This window comes from Mycobacterium sp. 236(2023) (assembly GCF_029623955.1).
Lineage (GTDB): Bacteria > Actinomycetota > Actinomycetes > Mycobacteriales > Mycobacteriaceae > Mycobacterium.
In genome coordinates this window covers 673,754-695,968 of record NZ_JARSBP010000004.1, presented here as the reverse complement: position 1 = coordinate 695,968, position 22,215 = coordinate 673,754, and the positions used below count along the sequence as shown (strand labels likewise).

Genomic DNA, 22,215 nt, shown 5'->3' with positions numbered 1-22,215 from the left:
TGAGATGACGCAAGCATCGCCGGACCGCCGGGCGATCATCACCGAGGCCCTGCGCAAGATCGACGATCTGACCGCCCGGCTCGCGGTCGCCGAGAAGGCCGAGACCGAGCCGATCGCCGTGGTCGGTATCGGCTGCCGCCTGCCCGGCGGAGTCCATGACGCCGACCGGTTCTGGGAGTTCCTGTCCGACGGGGAGAACGGCGTGATTCGCGTGCCCGCCGACCGCTGGGACGCCGACGAGTTCTACTCGCCCGACCACACCGTGCCCGGCACCATCTGCAACCGCGAGGGCGGCTTCCTGACGTCGTGGCAGCCCGACGAGTTCGACGCCGAGTTCTTCTCGATCGCCCCGCGCGAGGCCGCCGCGATGGACCCCCAGCAGCGCCTGCTGATGGAGGTCACGTGGGAGGCGCTGGAGCATGCCGGCATCAACCCGCGCACGCTGCGTGGCACGTCGACCGGTGTTTTCATCGGGATGACCGCCAACGACTACTACCACTCGGTGGTCGGCGCGCTGGCTCCCGCCGACATCGACCCCTACATCCCGTTCGGCAATGCACCGAACTTCGCGGCGGGCCGGCTCTCGTACTTCCTCGGCGTGCGCGGTCCGGCCGTCGTCTCCGACACCGCGTGTTCGTCGTCGCTGGTCTCGATCCACCTGGCGTGCCAGAGCCTGCGCCGCGGCGAGAGCGACCACGCGCTGGCCGCCGGTGTGAACCTGATCCTGTCCCCGGAGAACAACATCGCGTGCTCCCGATGGGGCATGCTCGCGCCGGACGGGCTGTGCAAGACGTTCGACGCCGACGCCAACGGCTACGTCCGCAGCGAGGGCGCCGGGGTGGTCGTGCTGAAGCGGCTCACCGACGCGCTGCGCGACGGCGATCGGGTACTGGCCGTCGTGCGGGGTTCGGCGGTCAACCAGGACGGCGCGAGCAGCGGCCAGACCGTGCCCAACGGCCCGGCACAGCAGGAGCTGATGCGCACAGCGCTGGAGACTGCGCGGCTGGCCCCGTCGGACATCGACTACATCGAGGCCCACGGCACCGGAACCTCGCTGGGCGACCCGATCGAGCTGGACGCGCTGTCGGCGGTCTACGGCGACCGCAAGGACGCGGCGCCGCTGATCCTCGGTTCGGTCAAGACCAACCTCGGCCACCTCGAGTCGGCCGCGGGCGTCACGGGCTTCATCAAGACGGTGCTCAGCGTGCACCACGGCGCAATCCCGAAGCAGCTGCACTTCAAGAAGCTCACGCCGCAGGCGGGCGAGGGCGCACAGAAGTTCCGCATCGCGTCGGAGCCGTTGGACTGGCCCGCCACCGAGATCCGCCGCGCCGCAGTGTCGTCGTTCGGTGTCAGCGGCACCAACGCACACATCGTCATCGAGCAGGCACCAGGCCCGGAACCTTCGAAAACTCCAGCGGCGCAGCCGGAACCACCGGTCAGCACGCTCGTCGTCAGCGGTAAGACACCGGCGCGCATCGCGTCGCTCGCCGGCCGGCTCGCCGAGTGGCTGCAGGCACCCGAGTCCGCGGCGCTGAGCCTCGCCGACATCGCCGAGACGCTGAACAGCCGTCGCGCGCAGTACCCACGCTTTGCGACGGTCGCCGCCGCCGACCGCGACCAGGCGATCGCCGGGTTGCGCGCGCTGGCCGGCGAGTACCCGGCACCCGGTGTCGTCGCGCCCAACGACCCGGCGATCGGGTCCGGAACGGTCTTCCTGTACTCCGGCCAGGGTTCCCAGTGGGCCGGCATGGGTCGTCGGTTGCTTGCCGACGAGCCCGCGTTCGCCGCCGCCGTCGACGAGCTCGAGCCTGATTTCGTTGCGCAGGTGGGCTTCTCGCTGCGCGACGTGTTGACCTCCGGTGAGACCGTCGTCGGCATCGACCGCATCCAGCCGGTGCTCGTCGGCGTGCAGCTCGCGCTCACGGCGCTGTGGCGCTCGTACGGCGTGAATCCTGACGCCGTGATCGGCCACTCGATGGGCGAGGTCACCGCCGCCGTCGTCTCCGGTGCGCTCAGCCCCGCCGACGGCCTGAAGGTCATCGCCACCCGGTCGCGGCTGATGAAGCGGCTGTCGGGCCAGGGCGCGATGGCGCTGCTGGAGCTCGACGCCGAGGCGGCCGAGAAGCTGATCGCCGACTACGACGGACTGACCGTCGCGGTGTACGCGTCGGCACACCAGACGGTGATCGCCGGTCCGCCCGACCAGGTGGACGCCGCAATCGCCGTCGTCGACGCCCAGGACCGGCTGGCCCGCCGCGTCGACGTCGACGTCGCATCGCACCATCCGATCGTCGACCCGATCCTCGACGATCTGCGCTCCGAGCTGGCGGGCTTGCAGCCGCAGAAGCCGACCATTCCGATCATCGTCACCACCGACGGACGGCCGACGGACGGTTCGAACGTGTTCGACGCCGACCACTGGGTTGCCAACCTGCGCAACCCGGTTCGTTTCGCCCGCGCCGTCGCGACCGCGGCCACCGACAAGGCGATCTTCGTCGAGGTCAGCCCGCACCCGCTGCTGGCGTACGCCATCAAGGACACCGTCACCGGCCCGCACCGCAGCCTCCCGACGCTGCAGCGGGATGCCAACGACACCGTCACGTTCCACACCAACCTCAACGCCACCCATACGGTGCGGCCGCCGAAGACCCCGCAGCGCGGCGGTTCTCGGGTGCAACTCCCGTCGACGCCGTGGCAGCACGCCCACCACTGGTTTGCCCCCACGTCGCCGAAGCAGGCGCAGCAGCCGGCGTCGTCGCCGCCCTCCGAGGGTGAGCGCCACGCGTGGTTCCACCAGCTGAGCTGGCCGGTTCGCGAACTGCCGCAGGGTGATTCGGACGTGGCCTGGCTGGTCTTCAGCGACGGGGCAGGCCTCGCGGAACTGCTGGGACCCGGATCGGCCACGTTGCCGCTTTCGGTGCTCGACGACGCGGATGCGCTGAAGGCTGCACTGCCGGGCGTACAGCATGTCGTCTACGCGCCATCCATCGCGCCCGGGATCTTCGACGCCACACCGAGTTACGACGAATTCCACCGGCTGCGCCGCCTGGTCGTCGCACTGGCCGGAACACCCGAAGCACCAAAGCTTTTCATCGTCACGCGCAACGCACAGCCTGTCGCCGAAGGTGACCGTGCCAACCCGGCGCATGCAGTGCTGTGGGGGCAGGGCCGCACGCTGGCGCTGGAGCATCCCGAATTCTGGGGCGGCATCATCGACGTCGACGAGACGCTGCCACCGGAACTGCTGGCGCTGTATCTGCGTTCCGAGGCGGGCACCCTCGACGGCGCCGACCGCGACGACCAGGCGGTGTACCGCGGGGGAGAGCGGCGGGTGCCGCGCCTGGAACCGCGTCCGCTGCCCGCGGTGTCGCTGTCCCGCTTGGAAAGCGGCACCAGCCATCTCGTGATCGGCGCGACCGGCAACGTCGGCCCGTACGTGATCCGTCAGCTCGCCGATATGGGCGCCTCGACGATCGTCGCGGCATCGCGGCGCGGCGGCGGGCAGCTGACCGAGCTGGCCGCCGAGCTGGCCGAGACGGGGACGACGCTGGTCGAGGTGGCCGCCGATGCCGCCGACGAAGCGTCGATGGCCGAGGTGTTCGCGCGGTTCGGCGCCGACCTGCCTCCGCTGGAAGGCATTTACCTGGCATCCCTGGCCGGCGGCGAGGCGCTGCTGACCGAGATGACCGACGACGACCTGACGCCGATGTTCCGGGCGAAGGTCGACGCCGCCGCGGTGCTGCACAAGCTGTCGCTGCGGACGCCGGTGCGCCGCTTCGTGCTGTTCTCGTCGATCACCGGGCTGCTCGGCTCCCGCGCCGTCGCGCATTACACGGCGGCCAACGCCTTCGCCGACGCGTTCGCCTACGCGCGGCGCGCGCTCGGGCTGCCCGCGACCGTCATCGACTGGGGCCTGTGGAAATCGTGGGCGGATGCCCAGCCGCAGATGAAGGCGGCCGGGCTGGAGCCGATGCCCAACGACGTCGCGATCAAGATGTTGCCCGCCGTGCTCGGCCCCGACGCCGCGGTGCACGCCGTGGTCGCGGGTGCCGACTGGGCGCGGCTGGCCGACGCGTACCGGATGCGGGCCGCCGTGAAGGTGCTCGACCATCTGGTGAACGCGCCGGTCGACGCCGCGGACCTCAGTGCCGTGGCGCCGCCCGCCTTCGGCACCGTCCTGGGCGAGCCGGTCTCCGGCTCCTCGCACGAGCACCTCTGGCAGGCCCGCCTGCTGCCGGGGGAGCGGTCCTGGCCGGTCGCGCACCGCGTCCGTGGCGTCGAAGTGGTCCCGGTTTCGGTGGTCCTGCAGACACTTTCGGCCGCAGCGGCGCGCCTCGACGGTTCGACCGTGGGCAGCGTGCGGTTCGAGTATCCGATCGTCGCCGACCAGGCCAAGGTCATCCATGTCGCCGTTGACGGGTCGGCCCTGACGGTGTGGTCGAGTTCGTCGCCGGACACCCCGGAACAGCGCTGGACGCGGCATGCGAGCGCGACATTGTCCGAGGCGCCTGGCGCCGAGCCGACGGGCGATCAGACGGTGAGCAGCGGGGCGTTCGACGGTGCGGCCATCGCCGAGATGCAGCGCGCGTGGGGTGTCGAGGGTCAGCCGTTCGAGTGGTCGGTCACCGACTGCGTGGCCACCGTCGCCGGGGCGCGCGCCGATGTCGAGGTGCCCGCGGCGGCCGAATCCGCCGCTGCCGCACTGGTGGACGCGGCGGTGCACGTCGCGCGCCTGGCCGACGCGGACAACGCGGCGCTGCTGTTGCCTGCCGGCGCCGAGAGCTTGTCGGTGTCGGCGTCCGCGGGTACGCGTGGTGTCGTCGAGGTCTTCAAGCGTGACGGCACCGGCGACGCGCTCGTCGTCGATGTCCTGGTCAAGGGTTCCGACGGCACGACGTGGGTCGACATGCGCGGGCTGACCTACGCCCCGGTGGAATCCGCGCCCGCTCCATCTGTAGGCGAGACCGATTCGGCGGCAGCCGAATTCATCGACTGGACCACGATGAACCGCCAGCAGACGGTGGCAGAGCTGCGGACGCGCCTGCGGACGATCCTGGCCCGCGAACTCGGGATGCCCGACGACGCCGTCGATGTCGACATGCCGTTCCCGGAACTGGGCCTGGACTCGATGATGGCGATGAACCTGCTCCGCGACGCCAAGGCACTGGTCCGCGTCGACCTGTCCGCCACGATGCTGTGGAATCACCCGTCGATCTCGCAGATGTCGGATTTCGTGGCCGACCTGCTGGCACCTACGCAACAGCCTGCCGAGGAGCCCGAGCCCGAAGCGGCGGAAGCTGACGAGGACGACTCGTTCGGCCTGCTCGACGAGCTGTTCGACAGCATCGAATCTGATTCCGTCGAGTCGGCCAACGCCGGCAGTGAGGGTTCACACTGATGAAGACGACTTTCGACAGAATCGCGGCCATGTCGGCCGAGCAGCGCGACAAGCTGGTCGAGCAGTTCGACAAGGCCTCCAGGGTCGCAGGCGCGGAGCCCATCGCGGTCGTCGGTATCGGATGCCGGTTCCCCGGGGGAGCGACGAGCCCCGAAAGCTATTGGAAGCTGCTGGAGTCCGGCACCAACGCGGTCACCGAGGTTCCCGCGGACCGGTGGGACGGCGACGCCTTCTACGACCCGGACGTGACAGCCCCGGGCCGGATGCCGTCGAAATGGGGCGCCTACATCGACGACATGCAGGGGTTCGACGCCGAGTTCTTCGGCATCACCCCGCGGGAGGCCGCCGCGATGGATCCGCAGCAGCGCGTGGTTCTCGAAGTCGCTTGGGAGGCTTTGGAAAACGCCGGGATGGCGCCCGACACCGTCGGCGAGGTCCGCGGCGCGGTGATGCTCGGCGTTTACTACAACGAGTACCAGAACGCGTCGGCGGGCAACCCCGACACGATCGACGCCTATTCGGCGACGGGTAACGCGCACAGCGTCACCGTCGGCCGGATCGCCTATCTGCTCGGTCTTAAGGGCCCCGCGGTCGCCGTGGACACCGCGTGCTCGTCGTCGCTGGTGTCGATCCACCTGGCCTGCCAGAGCCTGCGGATGCGCGAGAGCGACCTGGCGCTGGCCGGTGGTGTCAGCCTCAGCCTGCGGCCGGAAACCCAGCTGGCGCTGGGCAAGTGGGGCATGTTGTCCCCGCACGGCAAGTGCTACGCCTTCGATTCCCGCGCGAACGGCTTCGTGCGCGGCGAGGGTGCCGGTGTCGTCGTCCTCAAGCGACTGACCGACGCGGTCCGCGACGGGGACCGCGTCCTCGGCGTCGTCCGCGGCTCGGCCGTCAACCAGGACGGCCGCTCCAACGGCCTCACCGCCCCCAATGCGCCGTCGCAGAAGGACGTCATCGCGCGGGCCCTGCGCTCGGCCGACGTCGCCGCCGGAACCGTGAACTACGTCGAAACCCACGGCACCGGAACGTCTCTGGGTGACCCCATCGAGTTCGACGCACTGTCGGCCGTCTACGGCAAGGGCGACACCCCGTGCGCGCTCGGCGCCGTCAAGACCAACATGGGCCACCTCGAGGCGGCCGCCGGGATCGCCGGGTTCATCAAGACGGTGCTGACGCTGCAGCACGGCGCGATCGCCCCGAACCTGCACTTCGAGAAGTGGAATCCGACGATCGACCCGGCCGGGACCCGGCTCTTCGTGCCCACGGAGAAGGCAGACTGGCCCAAGACCGAGCATCCGCGCCGCGCCGCGGTGTCGTCGTTCGGCATGGGTGGCACCAACGCCCACATCGTGCTCGAGCAGGGACCCGAACCCGCTGCCGCGGTGGTGGATCCGACGCCGAAGGTCGCCACGCTCGTCGTGTCCGGCAAGACCCCAGCACGGCTGGCCGCGGCTGCGAAGTCGCTGGCGGACTGGCTGGAGGGCGACGGTGCTTCGACCCCGCTGGCCGATGTGGCGTACACGGTGAATCACCACCGCAGCCGCTACAACAGCATCGCCACGGTGAGCGCCCGCACCCACGCCGAGGCGGTCACCGGCCTGCGTGCGCTGGCGCTCGGTCAAACCGCGCCGGGAGTGATCGGTGCGCACGACGCGAAAGTCGGTAAAGGAACCGTTTTCCTGTACTCCGGGCAGGGCGCCCAGTGGGCGGGCATGGGCAAGGCCCTGCTCGCCGAGGAGCCCGCGTTCGCGGCGGCGGTCGACGAGCTCGAGCCCGCGTTCGTCGACAAGGTCGGCTTCTCGCTGCGCCAGACGCTGGAAGCCGGCGAACCCGTCACCGGCATCGACCGCATCCAGCCGGTCCTAGTCGGCATGCAGCTGGCGCTGACGCAACTGTGGCGGTCCTACGGGGTGGAACCCACCGCCGTGATCGGCCACTCGATGGGGGAGGCGACCGCCGCGGTGGTGGCCGGAGTCCTCACGCCCGCAGAGGGTTTCGACATCATCGCGACCCGCACACGGTTGATGAAGCGGCTGTCCGGCCAGGGCGCGATGGCACTGCTGGAGCTCGACGCCCGGGCGGCGGAGAAGCTGATCGCCGACCGCCCCGACGTCACGATCGCCGTGTACGCGTCGCCGAAGCAGTCGGTCGTCGCCGGTCCGCCGGAACAGGTCGACGAGCTCATCGCAATCGTCGACGCGCAGGGCAAGCTGGCCCGCCGCGTCGAGGTGGACGTGGCGTCGCACCACCCGACCATCGACCCGGTGCTTCCGGAGCTGCGGGAGGCTCTGGCCTATCTGAAGCCGGCAGCGCCGAAGATCCCCCTGGTGTCCACGGTCGCCTACACGGGGTCGGCTCCGATGTATTCGGCCGACTACTGGGCGGCCAACCTGCGCAACCCGGTGCGGTTCAGCCAGGCCGTCCACGAGGCCAGCGCCGAGAACAGCAATTTCATCGAGATCAGCCCGCATCCGCTTCTGGGGCATGCGATCTCGGACACGCTGGCAGCGCAGGGCACCACCCGCAAGTTCCATGTGGGCAGCACCGTGAACCGCGATCATCCCGAGTCGCAGGCGTTTCACGCGCAGCTGGCCGCGGTCAGTCCGCCCGCCGTCGCAGCGCCCGCGGGCAGCACGGCGCGACTGGCGGATGTTCCCGCGACGGCGTGGCAGCACACGCAGTACTGGATGGCCGACCGCTCCGGCGGCCAGCAGTTCGCCGGCACGCACCCGCTGCTCGGCCTGCACGTCGAATTGCCTTCCGGCACAGGCCATGTCTGGCAGTCCGACGTCGGCCTGGAGGCCCATCCGTGGCTGGCCGACCACATCGTGCACGGCCTGCCCGTGATGCCGGGCGCCGGTTTCGCCGAGATCGCGCTGGCCGCAGCACAAGAAGCGCTCGGCCTGCCCGCCACCGAGGTCGAGGTCTCGGTCGAGGTCGAGCAGATGCTTCCGCTCGACGACCACACCAAGCTGACCACCCAGGTCACTACAGGCGACGACGGCGCGCTGCGCGTCGAGATCCACTCGCGCTCGGAAGCCGGCACATGGACCCGGCACGCCGCGGGCACCGTCAAGGCGGCCGAGCCCGCTACCCCGGCCCGGCAGGCGCCGTCCAGCGAAGGCACCCCGGTTTCACCGGCGGACTTCTACACAGCCTTGCGCCGCACCGGAGCCCACCATGCGACCGCGTTCGCGGCGCTGGCGCGGATCGTGCGCTCCAACGGCAGAGCCGACACCGAGATCGTGCTGCCCGACGAGGCGACGCCGGCCCGGGGGATCACGCTGCACCCCGTGATGCTCGACGCCGCGCTGCAGGGCCTGGCCGCGGCACTCGGCGACGAGTCGCTGTCCGACGCCAACGACGTCACCTATCTGCCGGTCGGGTTCGGGTCGATCCGGGTGTTCGGTGAACTCGGCCGCCGCGCGAAGTGCCGCGCGGAGCTGGTCAGCGTCGCCGAGCAGACCGGTGACGCGGTCGGCCGTGTCACGCTGACCGACGACACCGGCGCCGTGCTGGCCCAGGTCAACGACGTCGCACTCAAGCGAATCCAGCGTCGCACCGTGCCACTTCCGTTGTCGCAGAAGGTCTTCGATTCACGCTGGGTCGAGAAGCCGCTTCCCGCATCGGGATCGGCGACCGGCAGTTGGCTGGTTCTCGCCGACGGTGTGGCCGGACAGGCCACGGCACAGGCGTTCGCCGAGAGCTTCGGTGGAGATCAGCGCCGTGTGGTCACCGCCGACCTGGCTGACGAGACGGCTGCACGCGATGCGTTCGCGTCGGCGACCTCCGACGCCGCACTGCCCCCGGCGGGTGTCGTCGTGCTCGTCGACCTGCCGGAGTTCGACGGCACCGACGCGAAGCTGACCGCCGCGCAGGACGCGATGTGGGAGACCGCATCGACGGTGCGCACCATCGTCGGCAGCTGGCACGGTAAGCCCCCACGGCTGTGGGTCGTCACCCGCGGCGGTCTCGCGGTCGCCGACGAAGACGGTGGCGGCAACCCGGGTGTCGGCAGCCTGAAGGCGCTGATCCGCGTGCTGGCCTACGAACACCCCGATCTGCGGACCACGCTGGTCGACGTCGGCGACGGCGACACGGGCGCGATCCTGGCGGCCGAGATCGAGGTTGACGGAACAGACGACACGATCGCGTGGCGCGGGGACACCCGCCGCGTGGAACGGCTTTCGCGGGCCAAGTTGCCCAGCACACCCGGTCGGCTCGAGGTGCGCCGCGGCGGCTCCTACGTCGTCACCGGCGCGCTCGGCGGTGTCGGGCTCGCGGTCGTGCGTTGGCTGGTCGACCACGGCGCCGGAAGGCTGGTGCTCAACGGCCGCAGCGGACCGTCGCCGGAGGCGCAGGCCACGCTCGACGAACTGTCGGGCCGCGCCGAGATCACCGTCGTCACCGGCGACATCGCCGTCGCGGGCACTGCCGAGCGGCTCGTCGCCGGGGCCGAGGAGACGGGCAAGCCGCTGCGCGGTGTCATCCACTCTGCGGCCGTCCTCGACGACGAACTCGTCGTCGGTCTGACCCGCGAGAGCGTGGAGCGGATCTGGGCGCCGAAGGCCGCGGGAGCGTGGCACCTGCACGAGGCGACGGCGGGCAAGGACCTCGATTGGTGGGTCGGCTTCTCGTCGGTCGCGTCACTGCTCGGATCGCCCGGCCAGTCCGCGTACGCCGGCGCCAACGCGTGGCTCGATGCGCTCGTGGCCTGGCGGACGGCGAACGGTCTGCCCGCAACAACGGTGAACTGGGGTCAGTGGGCCGACGTCGGCCTGGCGAGCTCGCTGCGTTTCTCGGTGCTGGACCCGATCAGCCCCGACGAGGGTGTCGAGGCGCTCGGCGGCGTGCTGGCCGCGGGCCTGTCCCGGGTCGGCATCGCGCGCCTGCGGTTGGATCGTGCCGCCGCCGCGTTCCCGGAGATCCGGCAGATCGGCTTCTTCGCCGACCTGGTCGGGGAACTGGACACCGACGACGCCGACGACGACTGGGAGGGCGCCGAGGCGCTCAAGGGCCTGGACGCGGCGGAGGTCAACCGCATCGTGGTCGCGCGGCTGCGGCGCCGGATCGCCGGTGTCATGGGCTACTCCGACGACAACGCCGTCGACACGGCGCGGCCGCTGACCGAGATGGGTCTCGACTCGCTGATGGCGGTTCGGATGCGCAACACCATCCGAGGAGATTTCGGAGTCGAGCCGCCGGTGGCACTGTTGTTGCAGGGGGCCACACTGGCTGATGTGGCGCTGGACCTGATCCGCCAGCTCGGGCTGGCCGAGGAGGATGGTTCCGACCGTCCGAACGCGCTACGCGATCGTGCGCAACAGCGCGCCGCAGCGCGTCAACGAGCCGCATCGCGGCGGAAAGTAGGGCCACGATCGTGACCGACGAACTACCCGACAACGCCATCGCCGTCATCGGCATGGCCGGACGGTTCCCCGGGGCGGAGTCGGTCTCGCAGTTCTGGCGCAACCTGCGGGGCGGCGTCGAGTCGATCGTGGACCTGTCCGAAGGCGACCTGCTCGCCTCGGGGGTGACCGAGAAGGCGTTGGCCAATCGGTCCTACATCCGGCGCGCGGCGCTGATGAGCGGCATCGAGGAGTTCGACGCCGACTTCTTCGGCTTCACGCCGTACGCGGCGCGTTCGCTCGATCCGCAGCACCGGCTGTTCCTGCAGTCGATCTTCCACGCGCTCGAGGACGCCGGCTACGACCCGCAGGGCCTTGAGTCCACCGTCGGTGTCTTCGGCACCAGCTCGACCAGCGGCTACCTGCTGCACAACCTGATGTCGAACTACGACCCGATGATGGTGATCGGGCAGGGTGCGAGCTTCGACATGGTCGCGCTGTCGCTGTCCAACGACAAGGACCACCTGGCCACCCGCGCGGCTCATCAGTTCAACTTCCGCGGGCCTGCCCTGTCGGTGGCGACCGCCTGCTCGTCGTCGCTGGTCGCCGTGCATCTGGCGTGCCAGTCGATCCTCAACGGCGAGTGTGACATCGCGCTGGCCGGCGGCTCGTCGATCCGCATCCCGAACAAGGTCGGCTACTGGTACGAGCAGGGCTCGATGGTGTCGCCGACCGGTGAGTGCCGTCCGTTCGACGTCCGCTCCGACGGCACGATCTTCGGCAGCGGTGTCGGGGTCCTCGTCCTCAAGGCGCTGCAGGACGCCGTCGACGACGGCGACCGGATCCACGCCGTCATCCGCGGCTCGGCGCTCAACAACGACGGCGCCACGAAGATGACGTATGCCGCACCGACGGTTCTCGGCCAGGCCGAGGTCATCGCGGAGGCGCATGCGATCGCCGGCGTCGACGCGTCGTCGATCACCTACGTCGAGACCCACGGCACCGGCACCCCGCTGGGCGATCCGATCGAGATCGAGGGCCTGCGTCAGGCGTTCGAGCTCGCCGAGGAGGACCGCAGCGCGCCCTGCTATCTGGGGTCGGTGAAGTCGAACATCGGCCACCTTGAGACCGCCGCGGGTATCGCCGGATTGATCAAGGCCATCCTGTGTCTGAAGCACAAGGCGATCCCGGCCACGTTGCACTACACCAGCCCCAACCCGGAGCTGCATCTCGACCGCGGACCGTTCCGCATCCGCAGCCAGGACGGGCCATGGGAGTCCGACGGGATCCGCCGCGCGGGCGTCAGCTCGTTCGGCGTCGGCGGCACCAACGCCCACATCATCCTCGAGGAGGCTCCGAACCAGCCGGTGAAGCAGGCCAGCTCCCGGCCACAGGTGCTTGTGCTGTCCGCGAAAACCCAAGAGGCCCTTGACCAGTCGCGTGCCGCAATGGCCGTCGAGCTGAGCGAGGCCGACGAGATCGACCTCGCCGACGCGGCCTACACGCTGACCCGGCGCCGCAAGGAACCGGTCCGGCTGGCCGCGGTGGTGCGCGATCAGGACAACGGCGCGACGGTGCTGTCGGCTTCTCCAGAAGACGGGGTGACGGACAACGTCTTCGTGGGCACGGCTGTCCCGGACGGTGACCGGTCCGAGGATCGGGTCGCGTTCCTGTTCCCCGGCCAGGGCGCCCAGCACATCGGCATGGCGCGCGGCCTCTACGACAACGAGCCGGTGTTCGCCCGCCACTTCGACGAGTGCGCAACAGCATTCAGCGCCGAGATGGGTTACGACCTCAAGACCGAGATCTTCGACGGAGCGGGCCGCAACCTCGAGCACACCGACCGGGCCCAGCCCGCGCTGTTCACCGTCGAGTACGCGCTGGCCAAACTGATCCAGTCCTACGGTGTGCAGCCGGCGATCATGGCCGGCCACAGCATCGGCGAGTACCCGGCGGCGACGATCGCGGGCGTGTTCGATCTGGAGACCGCCGTCAAGGTGGTCTCGATGCGCGCCAAGCTGATGCACGCCGCGCCCCGCGGCGTCATGGTCGCCGTGCCGCTGAGCCCCGAGGCGGTCGCCGAGCACCTCACCGAGGACGTCGACATCGCCACGGTCAACGATCCCGGCAGCTGCGTCGTCGCAGGCAGCGACGAAGCTATCCGGGCGTTCCAGGCGAAACTTGCGGAGAAGGGTGTCGCGGCCCGGCGGGTGCGCACCTCGCACGCCTTCCACTCGCGGCTGATGGATTCCGTCGTCGCCGAGTTCAGCGCCTTCCTGTCGCGGGTGACGCTGAACGAACCGACGATCCCGTTGCTGTCCAACATCACCGGCGCCGTGATGACGGCCGCCGAGGCGACCAACCCGGCCACCTGGGCCCGCCAGATCCGGGCGACCGTGCGCTTCGCCGACGAACTCGACGCACTGCTGGCCACCCCCGACCGGGTGCTGATCGAGGTCGGTCCCGGCGGCACGCTCACCTCGTCTGCGGGACGCCACCCGCGATGGTCGGAGCGTCATCGGGCCGTGCGGCTGATGCGTCACCAGGCGCAGAACCGCAGCGACGACGACACGTTCCTGCTCGCGCTGGGCCAGCTGTGGGCTGCCGACGTCGACGTCGATTGGAACCAGGGCGCGGGGGACACCGGTGCGCTGATTTCGTTGCCCGGTTATCCCTTCGCCAAGCAGCGCCACTGGGTCGAGCACAACGCAGGCGCGGCAGGGTCGGGCGCCACGGGGATTCCGGCGGGCGGTGGCACGACGGCACCGGCCACCGCGAGCGGTGCGTCGACGGTTGAGGTGGCACTGCAACGCATCTGGGCGCAGTGCCTGGGTCTGAGCGGCATCGACCGCAACGCCAACTTCTTCGAGATCGGCGGCGACTCGCTGATCGCGATCAGCGTCGCGATGACCGCCGGCCACGAAGGGCTGGACCTGACGCCGCAGGATCTCTACGAGAACCAAACGGTGGCCTCGCTGGCCAAGGTGCTGACCGCCCGGTACGCCGAGGGCGGCCTGTCACGCCAGGTTCTCGATGACACGGTCAACCCACCGGTCCCGCCGAACGTGACGTACTTCCTCGAACACGGCCTGCGCGACGTCGGCCGCTGGCGGATCCCGGTCATCCTCGGGCTGCGCGCCGATGTCGGCGAGGCCGACGTGCGTGCCGTGCTGACCGCCGTCACCGCAGCCCACGACGTGCTGCGGGTGCATCTGACCGAGCGGGCCGGCACGTGGGATCAGACCATCGCCGAGCCGGCCGAGTTCACCGAGCTGGTGACCCGGCGGCTGCCCGACGGCCTGGCCTCCGGCAGCCCGCAGGAGCGCGACGCGGTGCTGGGCTTCCTCGACGAGCAGGTGCGTGAACATCAGGTCGTGGTGCCGTTGACGGCCACCCTCATCCAGAGTGGAACCGGCGGCTCGTCCTATCTGGCGCTGAGCCTGCACGGAGCCGCAGGCGGGTCAGGTGACGACGGAGCCTCCCGCGACATCCTGCTCACCGACATCTTCACGGCGTTCAGCCAACGGATGGCGGGTGAGGACATCGTCCTCGCGCCCGTCAACGCGTCCTGGCGCGAGTGGTCGCAGCGGTGCGCCGGGCTGGCCAGCCATCCGGCGGTCCTCGACAGCCGGGACTACTGGCTGAAGACGGCGGCCACCGCGACGCTGAGCGTGGCGGGCACGGAAACGTCGGAGCGTCCCGGCGCGGACGATCTGGTGCGCCTGTCGACGACCCTGCCGACCGCCGAGACCGGCGAGATGGACGACGCCAGGCGGCGTCTGGGACTGTCCGTCGAGGACATCCTGCTGGCGGCGCTGGCGCGTACGGTCGCGGCGACGGTCGGCGAAGGCGCTGTGACGGTCGATCTGGGTGGCCGCGGCCGCTCGGTGCTCAAGCCGGATGTCGACCTGGCGCGCACGGTCGGCTGGTTCACCGCCCTGCACCCTGTCGTGCTGAACGCCCGCAGGCACGAAAGCGCGGCGCAGACGCTCGACGAGGTGAAGGAAGTCCTCAATGCGGTGCCTCACTACGGCATCGGGTACGGGCTGCTGCGCTACCTGTTCGCGCCCACCGCGCGCACGTTGGCCGCGTCGCGTCCCGCCGACATCCTGTTCTCGCACGCCGGGACCATCCCCGACGTGCCCGCCGATCAGCCTGACGACGTCCCGGTGCGGTTCGACGCGGACACGGCGATGCCGATCCGCGACGCGCTGCCGGGTCTCGGGCACGCGATCGAACTGCGGGTATACCGCACCTCAGGCGAACTCCACATCGACTGGTGGTACGACAATCGCCGTCTCGGACCCAGCGATGTGGAATCCTTTGCCCGGCAGTACTCGGCTGCGATCCTGGAGATCACCAGGGAGGCGCTTGCCGCGGAGGACAGCGACGCGGCCGGCGATGAGCTGGCGCTGGTCGATCTGTCGTGAGGGGGTAGAGGTAGAGCGCATGACCGGCTCAAGCACGGCAATGGAAAAGGGTCGCGACAAAGCAGTGGTCGTCGCGGGCATCAAGAAGTCGTTCGGCTCGGTTGCCGCACTGCGCGACGTGAGCTTCGAGGTGGAGCGCGGCGAGGTCCTCGGACTGCTCGGACCCAACGGTGCGGGTAAGACGACGACGGTCAACATCCTGTCGACGTTGATCAAACCGGACAGCGGCCGCGCGCTGATCGCCGGCCACGACGTGGTCAGCGATCCGGCGGGGGTGCGGCGTGCGCTGATGCTGACCGGCCAGCACGCGGCGCTGGACGACCTGCTGACGGGCCGCGAGAACCTGCTGATGTTCGGCCGCCTGCAGGGGCTGAAGAAGAAGATCGCCAAACAGCGCGCCCAGGAGTTGCTCGAGCAGTTCGACCTCGTGGCCGCGGGCGACCGGGCCGTCGGCAACTACTCCGGCGGCATGAAGCGCCGTATCGACATCGCGTGCGGGCTCGTGGTGCGCCCCGAGGTGGTGTTCCTCGACGAGCCGACCACGGGCCTGGATCCGCGTAGCCGCCAGGCCATCTGGGAGTTGGTCACGGACTTCAAGGAAGCTGGGATCGCCACGCTGCTGACGACGCAGTATCTCGAGGAGGCGGATCTGCTCAGCGACCGCATCATCGTGATCGACAAGGGCACCGTCATCGCCGAGGGAACCGCCGATCAGCTCAAGGAGCGCACCGGCGGCACCTACTGCGAGATCGTGCCCCGCCAGCTCACCGACATCCCGGAGGTTGCCCGCGCCCTCGGTTCGCTGCTGCCCGACGCGCACCGCGCCGCGCTGACCGATACGTCGGACCGGATCTCGATGCCCGCACCGGACGGGCCGGGCACGTTGATGCGGGCACTGCAGCTGCTCAGCGAGGCCAACATCGATCTGACCGACATCGCGCTGCGGCGTCCGTCGCTCGACGAGGTGTTCCTGGCGCTGACCGGGGACCACCCGAAGAGCATCAAGGACGACACCGAGAAATTTGCCGCAGCGGACGCATACGCGTGACGAGACAGTCGACGGTAGCGGCTCCCGAACGCTCGGTGGCGATTCCGCACGCCGTCCGGCCGCCCGTGTCGGCGATCCAGCAGTGGTGGGTGCTGACGATCCGGATGATCACCCCGACGCTGCGCAACGGGGAACTCGCCACCCAGATCGTCGGCTCGATCGTGTTCACGGTCGGCTACTACCTGCCGCTGAAGCAGATGATGGGCGCCGTCCAGCCGCTGAGCAGCTATGCGCAGTACCTGACGCCGCTGATCATCCTGCAGGCCATCTGGTTCGCGGCGATCTCGGCGGCGTTCCGGTCGGCGACGGACTCGGTGCAGGGCATCAACCGGCGTTTCCGCGCCATGCCGATCCCGTCGCTGACACCGCTCGCATCGCGGATGACGGCGAGCATGTACCGCTGCTGCATCGCGCTGGTGGTGTCGGTGGGCTGCGGCTACGTGATCGGTTTCCGCTTCGACAACGGCGTGGTGCACGCCGTCGGCTTCATCGGCCTGGTGCTGCTGATCGGCGCCGCCCTGGCCATCATCGGCGACCTGATCGGTATCGCCACCCAGAACCCGGAGGCCACCGCCCCGATGATGCTGATTCCGCAGCTGACCCTCGGGTTGGCGTCGGTCGGTCTGCAGCCGGTCGAGCGTTTCCCCGACTGGATCCAAGGGTTCGTCCGCAATCAGCCGCTGTCGCAGTGGGTGTACGGCCTGCAGGCGCTGGCCGGCGACAGCACCGGCGCGGCCCCGGAGGCGACGCTGGCGGTGGTCGGTCCCGGCATCATGTGGGCGATCGGCTGCATCGTGGTGGCACTGGCGCTGCACACGTGGGTGAGCGGCAAGAGGCGGCGCTCATGACGCTTCAGCCATCGGCGACGGCACCGTACCGCCCGGGCGGCAGGCATCGCCGCGAGCGCATCTGGGAGAACTCACCCAAGCGTCTGCTGCCGCAGGTGCTGGTGCTGACCGCGCGGATTCTGCGGCGGTGGAGCCGCGACCCGGCGACGCTGGTGCAGTCGATGGTCATGCCCGCGGTGTTCCTGGTGGCTCTCGACATCGTGCTGGGCGAGGTCATCGAACAGGTCACCGGGCACAGCGGGCTGTACGGGCAGGTGCCGCTGGTGGCGCTGGTCGGCGGCATGACCGGTTCGATCATCGGTGCGGTCGGCATCATGAGGGAACGCGAAGTCGGTCTGCTGTCCCGGTTCTGGGTGGTGCCGGTGCACCGCGCGGCGGGGCTGCTGGCACGGCTGACCGCGGACTTCTGCCGCATCGTCGTCATCACGCTCGTGGTCATGTGCGTGGGCTTGGCTCTCGGTTTCCGATTCGAGCAGGGCATCCTGGCGGCCGTCGTGTGGGTGTTCATGCCCGCGCTGTTCGGCGTGGCGTTGTCGGCGGCTGTGCTCACGCTGGCGTTGTTCTCGTCGAGCACGATCGCCCCGCAGGCGACCGAGATCGTCATCGCCATCCTGATGTTCTTCTCGATCGGGTTCGTACCGCTGGACCAATACCCGGAGTGGCTGCAGCCGTTCGTCGAGCACCAGCCGATCAGCACTACGATCGAGGCGATGAAGGGCCTGTCGTTGGAAGGTCCGATCGCCCAGCCGGTGCTCTTCTCGGTGTTGTGGGCGGCAGGGATCGCGGCCGTGTGCGCTATGCCGCTGGCGATCGGGTACCGCAGGGCCAGCAAGCGCGGCTGACCCACCGACAATCACGCGCACATCGAACAACCGGGAGTTAGGGACTCATGTTTCCGTCATCGGGCATCCGGAAGCTGGCACGCAGCGAGGAGATGTTCGCCGAGACACAGAACTTCGTCGGCCTCGCCGCCCACGTCCGCGGCACCGTCGACGTCGACGCGCTGTCCGAGGCGTTCGATGCGCTGCTGCAGGCCCATCCCGTCCTCAACGGCCACCTCGAGCAGCTGCCCGACGGGAAGTGGGAGATCGTCCTGGACGACCTGATGCACGAGGGACTGGAGGTCGTGGATCTCGACGCGGACGCCGAGCCGCCGCTGCTGCTGTTCGACCAGACCGCCGCGCTGACCCACATCCGGTTGACCCGACGGCCCGATGAGACGCACCTGACGCTCTACATCCACCACAGCCTCGCCGACGGCCATCACCAGTTCAGCCTCGTCGAGGAACTGTTCTCGACGTACACCGATCTCGTCACGTCGGGCACTGCCCGCCAGACTCCGGTGGAGTCGGTACCGACGTCGCTGGAGTCGGTGCTGGCCGACCGCGGCGTGGAGAAGAAGCTCCGCTCGGGCCTGGAGCGGCTGCTCGCGGCGATGTTCGCCTACGACGTGCCGCCGTCGCGCCGCGCCCCGTCGGAATCCAATCCGGTGCTGCCGCAACGTGTTCCGATGGAATTCTGCAAGCTCTCCGAACAGGAGACCGACAACATCATCGCGTTCTGCCGCGCCAACAAGCTCGGCCTGAACAGCCTGTTGTCAGCGGCGATCCTGATGGCCGAGTGGCAGTTGCGCGAGACGCCGAACATTCCGGTGCCCTACGTCTACCCGGTCGACCTGCGCTACCTGCTGTCACCGCCGGTGAAGGCGACCGAATGCACCAATCCCGTCGGTATCGCCACCTATCTCGCCGAAATCACCCCCGCCACAGACGTTGTCGACCTCGCGCGGGACATCAACGACACCTTCAAGAAGGACATCGCCGAGGGCGTCATCCAGCAGAGCTTCCTGCATTTCAGCCCGCAGTATGTCGGCAATCCGCCCGGCTTGCCCGATGTGGTGATGTTCACCGACAACGGCATCGTCCCGCCGATGCGGATGCCACCGGAAATGGAACTGGCAGCCAGCCACGGCGAGCTGTACTTCGCCGTCGGCGCGGGCATCGAGATCTACACCAGCAAGATCTTCGCGGGCCGCCTGATGATCGAATACCACTCGCACGGACCGCAGCCGGAGAAGTCGGTGCAGGTGATCGAGACGCTGCTGCGCGGCATTGCAGCCCGCCAGGCCGCCAGTGTCAGCTGACTGGGCCGAACCCGTAGCGGTGATACTGCAGCGCGTTACGCACCGGCGGCACAACACGAATGGCGCGAGCCAGCGCCTTGAAAAGCTTCGACGCCCGGGTCGCGGTACTTGCGCTGAAAATCGTCACGCACGCCAGCAATCGGGTGCCGGGAACGTTGGACAGGATGTCGTCGGGGCTGTTGACGGCCCAGTACAGCTTCGATCCTGTCTTGCGCACCAGGGTTTGCGTCTTCTGCGACCGGATGCCGACCCAGTTGTAGAAGTCGATCTGCAGCTCGCCGGACGGGAAGCGTTCGACGACGCGGCGCAGCAGTGCGATGCCGTCATCTTCGGTGAGGTACATGCTGATGCCCTCGGCGAGGAACAGCACGGGTTTGTCGGCGGGAATCTGGTCCAGCCAGGACAGTTCGGTGGCCGGGGTGGGCAGCAGGTGGTAGTTGGGTCGCGACGGGTAGACCTGCTCGCGCAGCTCGATGACGCCGGGGAAGTCGACGTCGTACCACTGCACGTCGGGGCCGGGGTCGACCCGGAACACGCGGCTGTCGAGTCCGCAGCCGAGATGGACGACGGTGCACTCGCCGTGAGCGGCGATGAACTGCTTGGCCCAGATGTCGTACTGGGCGGTGCGCACGGTGACGATGGGCGCCCATTTGCCGTTGACCCCGAGGTCGGCCCAGTCGTAGTCGATGCGGTCGATAGCCTCTTTGGCGAAGCGGTCGCCGAGCACGGGACGCTCGAAGTCCGCGTCGAGAGCTTTCAGGTAGAGGGTCGTCAGCATCGTCTGGGCCGGCCCGGTCAGATCGATGGAAACCTTGTCGGTCATGCACAGAGGCTATGCGGAAACGCCTCCGGGCGACAAAAAGCGAGAGGGAGCCAACCATGAGTGCGCCAGGCAACACCAGGGTGCTGTTCGTCTATTACTCGTACACCGGTCAAACCCAGAAGGTTCTCGACGCCGCGGCTGACGTGCTGCGCAGCAAGGGCGCCGAGGTGACGCTGGCGCCGATCGAGTTCGTCGATCCGCAGTACTCGGAGCCGTTCACCCGGTTCCCGATGCGCAGTGTGTGGCCCGACATGTTCAGCGTGTTCAAGGCCCAGGGCAAGGGTGAGACCGGTGAGATCCGCACGCCCGACGCGGTGCGCACGGGACCCTACGATCTGATCGTGTTCGGGTCGCCCACCTGGTGGAAGACCGTGAGCATGCCGCTGCGTTCCTTTCTGGAGTCGGCAGAAGCAGCGCCTCTGCTGGAGGGCACCCCGTACGCGGTCTTCACGGTGTGCCGCCGTTATTGGCGCGAGAACCTGGAAGCGGTCCGCGAGTTGGCGGACAAGAAGGGTGGCCGGTTCGTCGACAGCATCCATTTCGAGTACCCGGGTGGGCAACTGCCGTCGATGCTGTCGCTGACGAGTTACCTCGGGTCGGGCGAGTACAAGGACCGCTATCTCGGCGTGAAGATCCCGCCGACGAATATCAGTGCCGGACAGGTGGATCAGGCACGCACCTTTGCGGGCAGGCTGGCGGACCGGTTATTCGGCGGGCAGTAGGGTGCCGAGTCCTTTTGAGGTGCAGACCGACTCGCCCGCCGGCGTGGATGCGATTCTGGCGGCGTTCGGTGACGCTGGGTACTGGAACGACCGTATTGCCGAATTCGGCGGCGGTGCAACCACTTTGGACAGGCTCGACGTCGACGCAGACGGTGCGGTCGACGTCGCGACGACGCAGGATCTCCGCAATGATCTGCTTCCGGGACCGCTGACGAAGGTCTTCCGCGGCAATCTGTCGATCGTGCGGGCCGAGACCTGGAAGCGTGGCGTCGCCGACGACGTGCGTGGCGTCGTCACGATCTCCGCGTCGGGTGTCCCGGGGTCAGGGGAGGGGCACCTCACGCTGACCCCACAGGGGGAAGGATCACGGCTGACGTTCACCGGCACCGTCGAAGTCAAGATTCCCCTTGTCGGCGGCAGGTTCGAGAAGGCCATCTGCGACCAGATCGTCGCCGAACTCCCACAACTGACCCGCTTCACCTCGGATTGGATCGCGCAGAATGGCTGAGCCCAACTTTTCGACGACCACCCCGTCGACGCCGGAAGCTCTTGCGCGGCTGGACATGTCGCTGATCGACGTGATGATGACCCAGCGTGCCGTGCGACGGGTGTACCCCGATCCGATCGACGACGAGATCCTGATGAAGTGTCTCGAGGTGGCCCTGCATGCGCCGACCGGCGCCAACGGGCAGAACTGGGAGTTCATCGTCATCAAGGACTACGAGACGAAGAAGAAGCTCGCCAAGCGTTACCGGCAGGCGTGGAATCTGTATTACCAGGCCGTGATTCGCCGGGTATCGAAGAAGGATCCGTCGATGGCGAAGACGGCCCGCGCGGTGCAGTGGCAGGTCGACCACTTCACCGAGGTTCCTGTCCTCGTCGTGGCATGTCTGAAGCTGGGCGCCAAGGACGGTCGTATCCCGTTCGTCCCGATGCCGCATGCGGCGCTGTCCGGATTCTTCGGCTCGATCTATCCGAGCGTGCAGAATCTGCTGCTGGCCGCGCGCGCGATGGGCCTGGGCGCCTCGCTGATCACACTGCCGCTGTGGAGCGTCACCTCTACCCGCAAGACACTCGGGCTCCCCGTGTCGGTGACGCCGTGTTGCGTAGTGCCGCTGGGTTGGCCGCGCGGGCGCTACGGCCCGACGACCCGACGGCCGGTCGCCGAGGTCATGCACCTCAACACGTACGGCAACCGCCCGTGGATGGGCACCGACTAGGTGTGATGTCCGGGCAGGCCTCCGCCTGGATACAGCAAATCCGACAACCACGCCTGTTCGTTATTCGGATATTTGCTGATGATACTCTGCGACTTCACGTTCCCTTCACTGGCCGCCACCCGGCTTTGGCGCCCTCCCGCGGAGCCTGCCGCCTGTGTCAGGGGCTTTGAACACAGTTGTTGCTACGTCAACGAAAAGGCATCGCGTGATGCGGTGCTCCTGGTTTAATGAC

The 22,215-nt window shown here is 68.8% G+C and carries 11 protein-coding genes; 10 read left to right on the top strand and 1 reads right to left on the bottom strand.

From position 1 onward, the window contains the following. Positions 1–4 precede the first annotated feature (4 nt). The 7 genes from P9A17_RS20100 to P9A17_RS20070 are packed head-to-tail and all read left to right on the top strand — an operon-like array spanning position 5 to position 19,218. Positions 5–5,401, top strand: a complete 5,397-nt coding sequence (locus P9A17_RS20100) for a type I polyketide synthase (protein WP_278040457.1) — start codon at positions 5–7, stop codon at positions 5,399–5,401. Further along, positions 5,401–10,785 (top strand): type I polyketide synthase, encoded by a 5,385-nt coding sequence (locus tag P9A17_RS20095; RefSeq protein WP_278040456.1) that lies wholly within the window; start codon positions 5,401–5,403, stop codon positions 10,783–10,785. Before P9A17_RS20100 ends, P9A17_RS20095 begins: the two co-directional genes overlap by 1 nt. Beyond that, complete coding sequence (locus P9A17_RS20090) at positions 10,782–15,179, top strand: beta-ketoacyl synthase N-terminal-like domain-containing protein (protein WP_278040455.1); 4,398 nt, start codon at positions 10,782–10,784, stop codon at positions 15,177–15,179. Before P9A17_RS20095 ends, P9A17_RS20090 begins: the two co-directional genes overlap by 4 nt. Positions 15,180–15,198: 19 nt before the next feature. After that, complete coding sequence (locus P9A17_RS20085) at positions 15,199–16,227, top strand: ATP-binding cassette domain-containing protein (RefSeq protein ID WP_278040454.1); 1,029 nt, start codon at positions 15,199–15,201, stop codon at positions 16,225–16,227. Next, a complete protein-coding gene (locus P9A17_RS20080) occupies positions 16,224–17,075 on the top strand; it encodes an ABC transporter permease (RefSeq protein WP_278040453.1) in 852 nt (283 codons plus the stop codon). Before P9A17_RS20085 ends, P9A17_RS20080 begins: the two co-directional genes overlap by 4 nt. Further along, a complete protein-coding gene (locus P9A17_RS20075) occupies positions 17,072–17,917 on the top strand; it encodes an ABC transporter permease (protein ID WP_278040452.1) in 846 nt (281 codons plus the stop codon). Before P9A17_RS20080 ends, P9A17_RS20075 begins: the two co-directional genes overlap by 4 nt. 47 nt (positions 17,918–17,964) lie before the next feature. Beyond that, the gene (locus P9A17_RS20070) at positions 17,965–19,218 is read left to right on the top strand and encodes a phthiocerol/phthiodiolone dimycocerosyl transferase (RefSeq protein ID WP_278040451.1); all 1,254 of its coding nucleotides are present in this window, start codon (positions 17,965–17,967) and stop codon (positions 19,216–19,218) included. Here the strand turns inward: P9A17_RS20070 and P9A17_RS20065 are convergent. Beyond that, complete coding sequence (locus P9A17_RS20065; RefSeq protein WP_278040450.1) at positions 19,211–20,041, bottom strand: class I SAM-dependent methyltransferase; 831 nt, start codon at positions 20,039–20,041, stop codon at positions 19,211–19,213. The two genes, P9A17_RS20070 and P9A17_RS20065, sit on opposite strands and share 8 nt — an antisense overlap. 56 nt (positions 20,042–20,097) lie before the next feature. Between P9A17_RS20065 and P9A17_RS20060 the strand changes: the two genes are divergently transcribed. From P9A17_RS20060 to P9A17_RS20050, 3 genes are read left to right on the top strand one after another with little or no spacing between them, the layout of a single operon-like run. Continuing rightward, the gene (locus tag P9A17_RS20060) at positions 20,098–20,763 is read left to right on the top strand and encodes a flavodoxin family protein (RefSeq protein WP_278040449.1); all 666 of its coding nucleotides are present in this window, start codon (positions 20,098–20,100) and stop codon (positions 20,761–20,763) included. A 1-nt stretch (position 20,764) separates the two neighbouring features. Further along, a complete protein-coding gene (locus P9A17_RS20055; RefSeq protein ID WP_278040448.1) occupies positions 20,765–21,271 on the top strand; it encodes a DUF2505 domain-containing protein in 507 nt (168 codons plus the stop codon). Further along, positions 21,264–21,983 carry a nitroreductase family protein gene (locus P9A17_RS20050; RefSeq protein WP_278040447.1) on the top strand — a complete coding sequence of 240 codons (720 nt, stop codon included), beginning with the start codon at positions 21,264–21,266 and terminating at the stop codon, positions 21,981–21,983. The genes P9A17_RS20055 and P9A17_RS20050 overlap by 8 nt, the downstream gene beginning before the upstream one ends. Positions 21,984–22,215 lie beyond the last annotated feature (232 nt).

Excerpts from the sequence above, each read along its gene's own strand:
- P9A17_RS20095 (WP_278040456.1), top strand. The coding sequence starts at position 5,401 with ATGAAGACGACTTTCGACAGAATCGCGGCCATGTCGGCCGAGCAGCGC.
- P9A17_RS20075 (WP_278040452.1), top strand. The coding sequence starts at position 17,072 with ATGACGCTTCAGCCATCGGCGACGGCACCGTACCGCCCGGGCGGCAGG.
- P9A17_RS20100 (WP_278040457.1), top strand. The coding sequence starts at position 5 with ATGACGCAAGCATCGCCGGACCGCCGGGCGATCATCACCGAGGCCCTG.
- P9A17_RS20085 (WP_278040454.1), top strand. The coding sequence starts at position 15,199 with ATGACCGGCTCAAGCACGGCAATGGAAAAGGGTCGCGACAAAGCAGTG.
- P9A17_RS20070 (WP_278040451.1), top strand. The coding sequence starts at position 17,965 with ATGTTTCCGTCATCGGGCATCCGGAAGCTGGCACGCAGCGAGGAGATG.
- P9A17_RS20060 (WP_278040449.1), top strand. The coding sequence starts at position 20,098 with ATGAGTGCGCCAGGCAACACCAGGGTGCTGTTCGTCTATTACTCGTAC.
- P9A17_RS20065 (WP_278040450.1), bottom strand. The coding sequence starts at position 20,041 with ATGACCGACAAGGTTTCCATCGATCTGACCGGGCCGGCCCAGACGATG.
- P9A17_RS20050 (WP_278040447.1), top strand. The coding sequence starts at position 21,264 with ATGGCTGAGCCCAACTTTTCGACGACCACCCCGTCGACGCCGGAAGCT.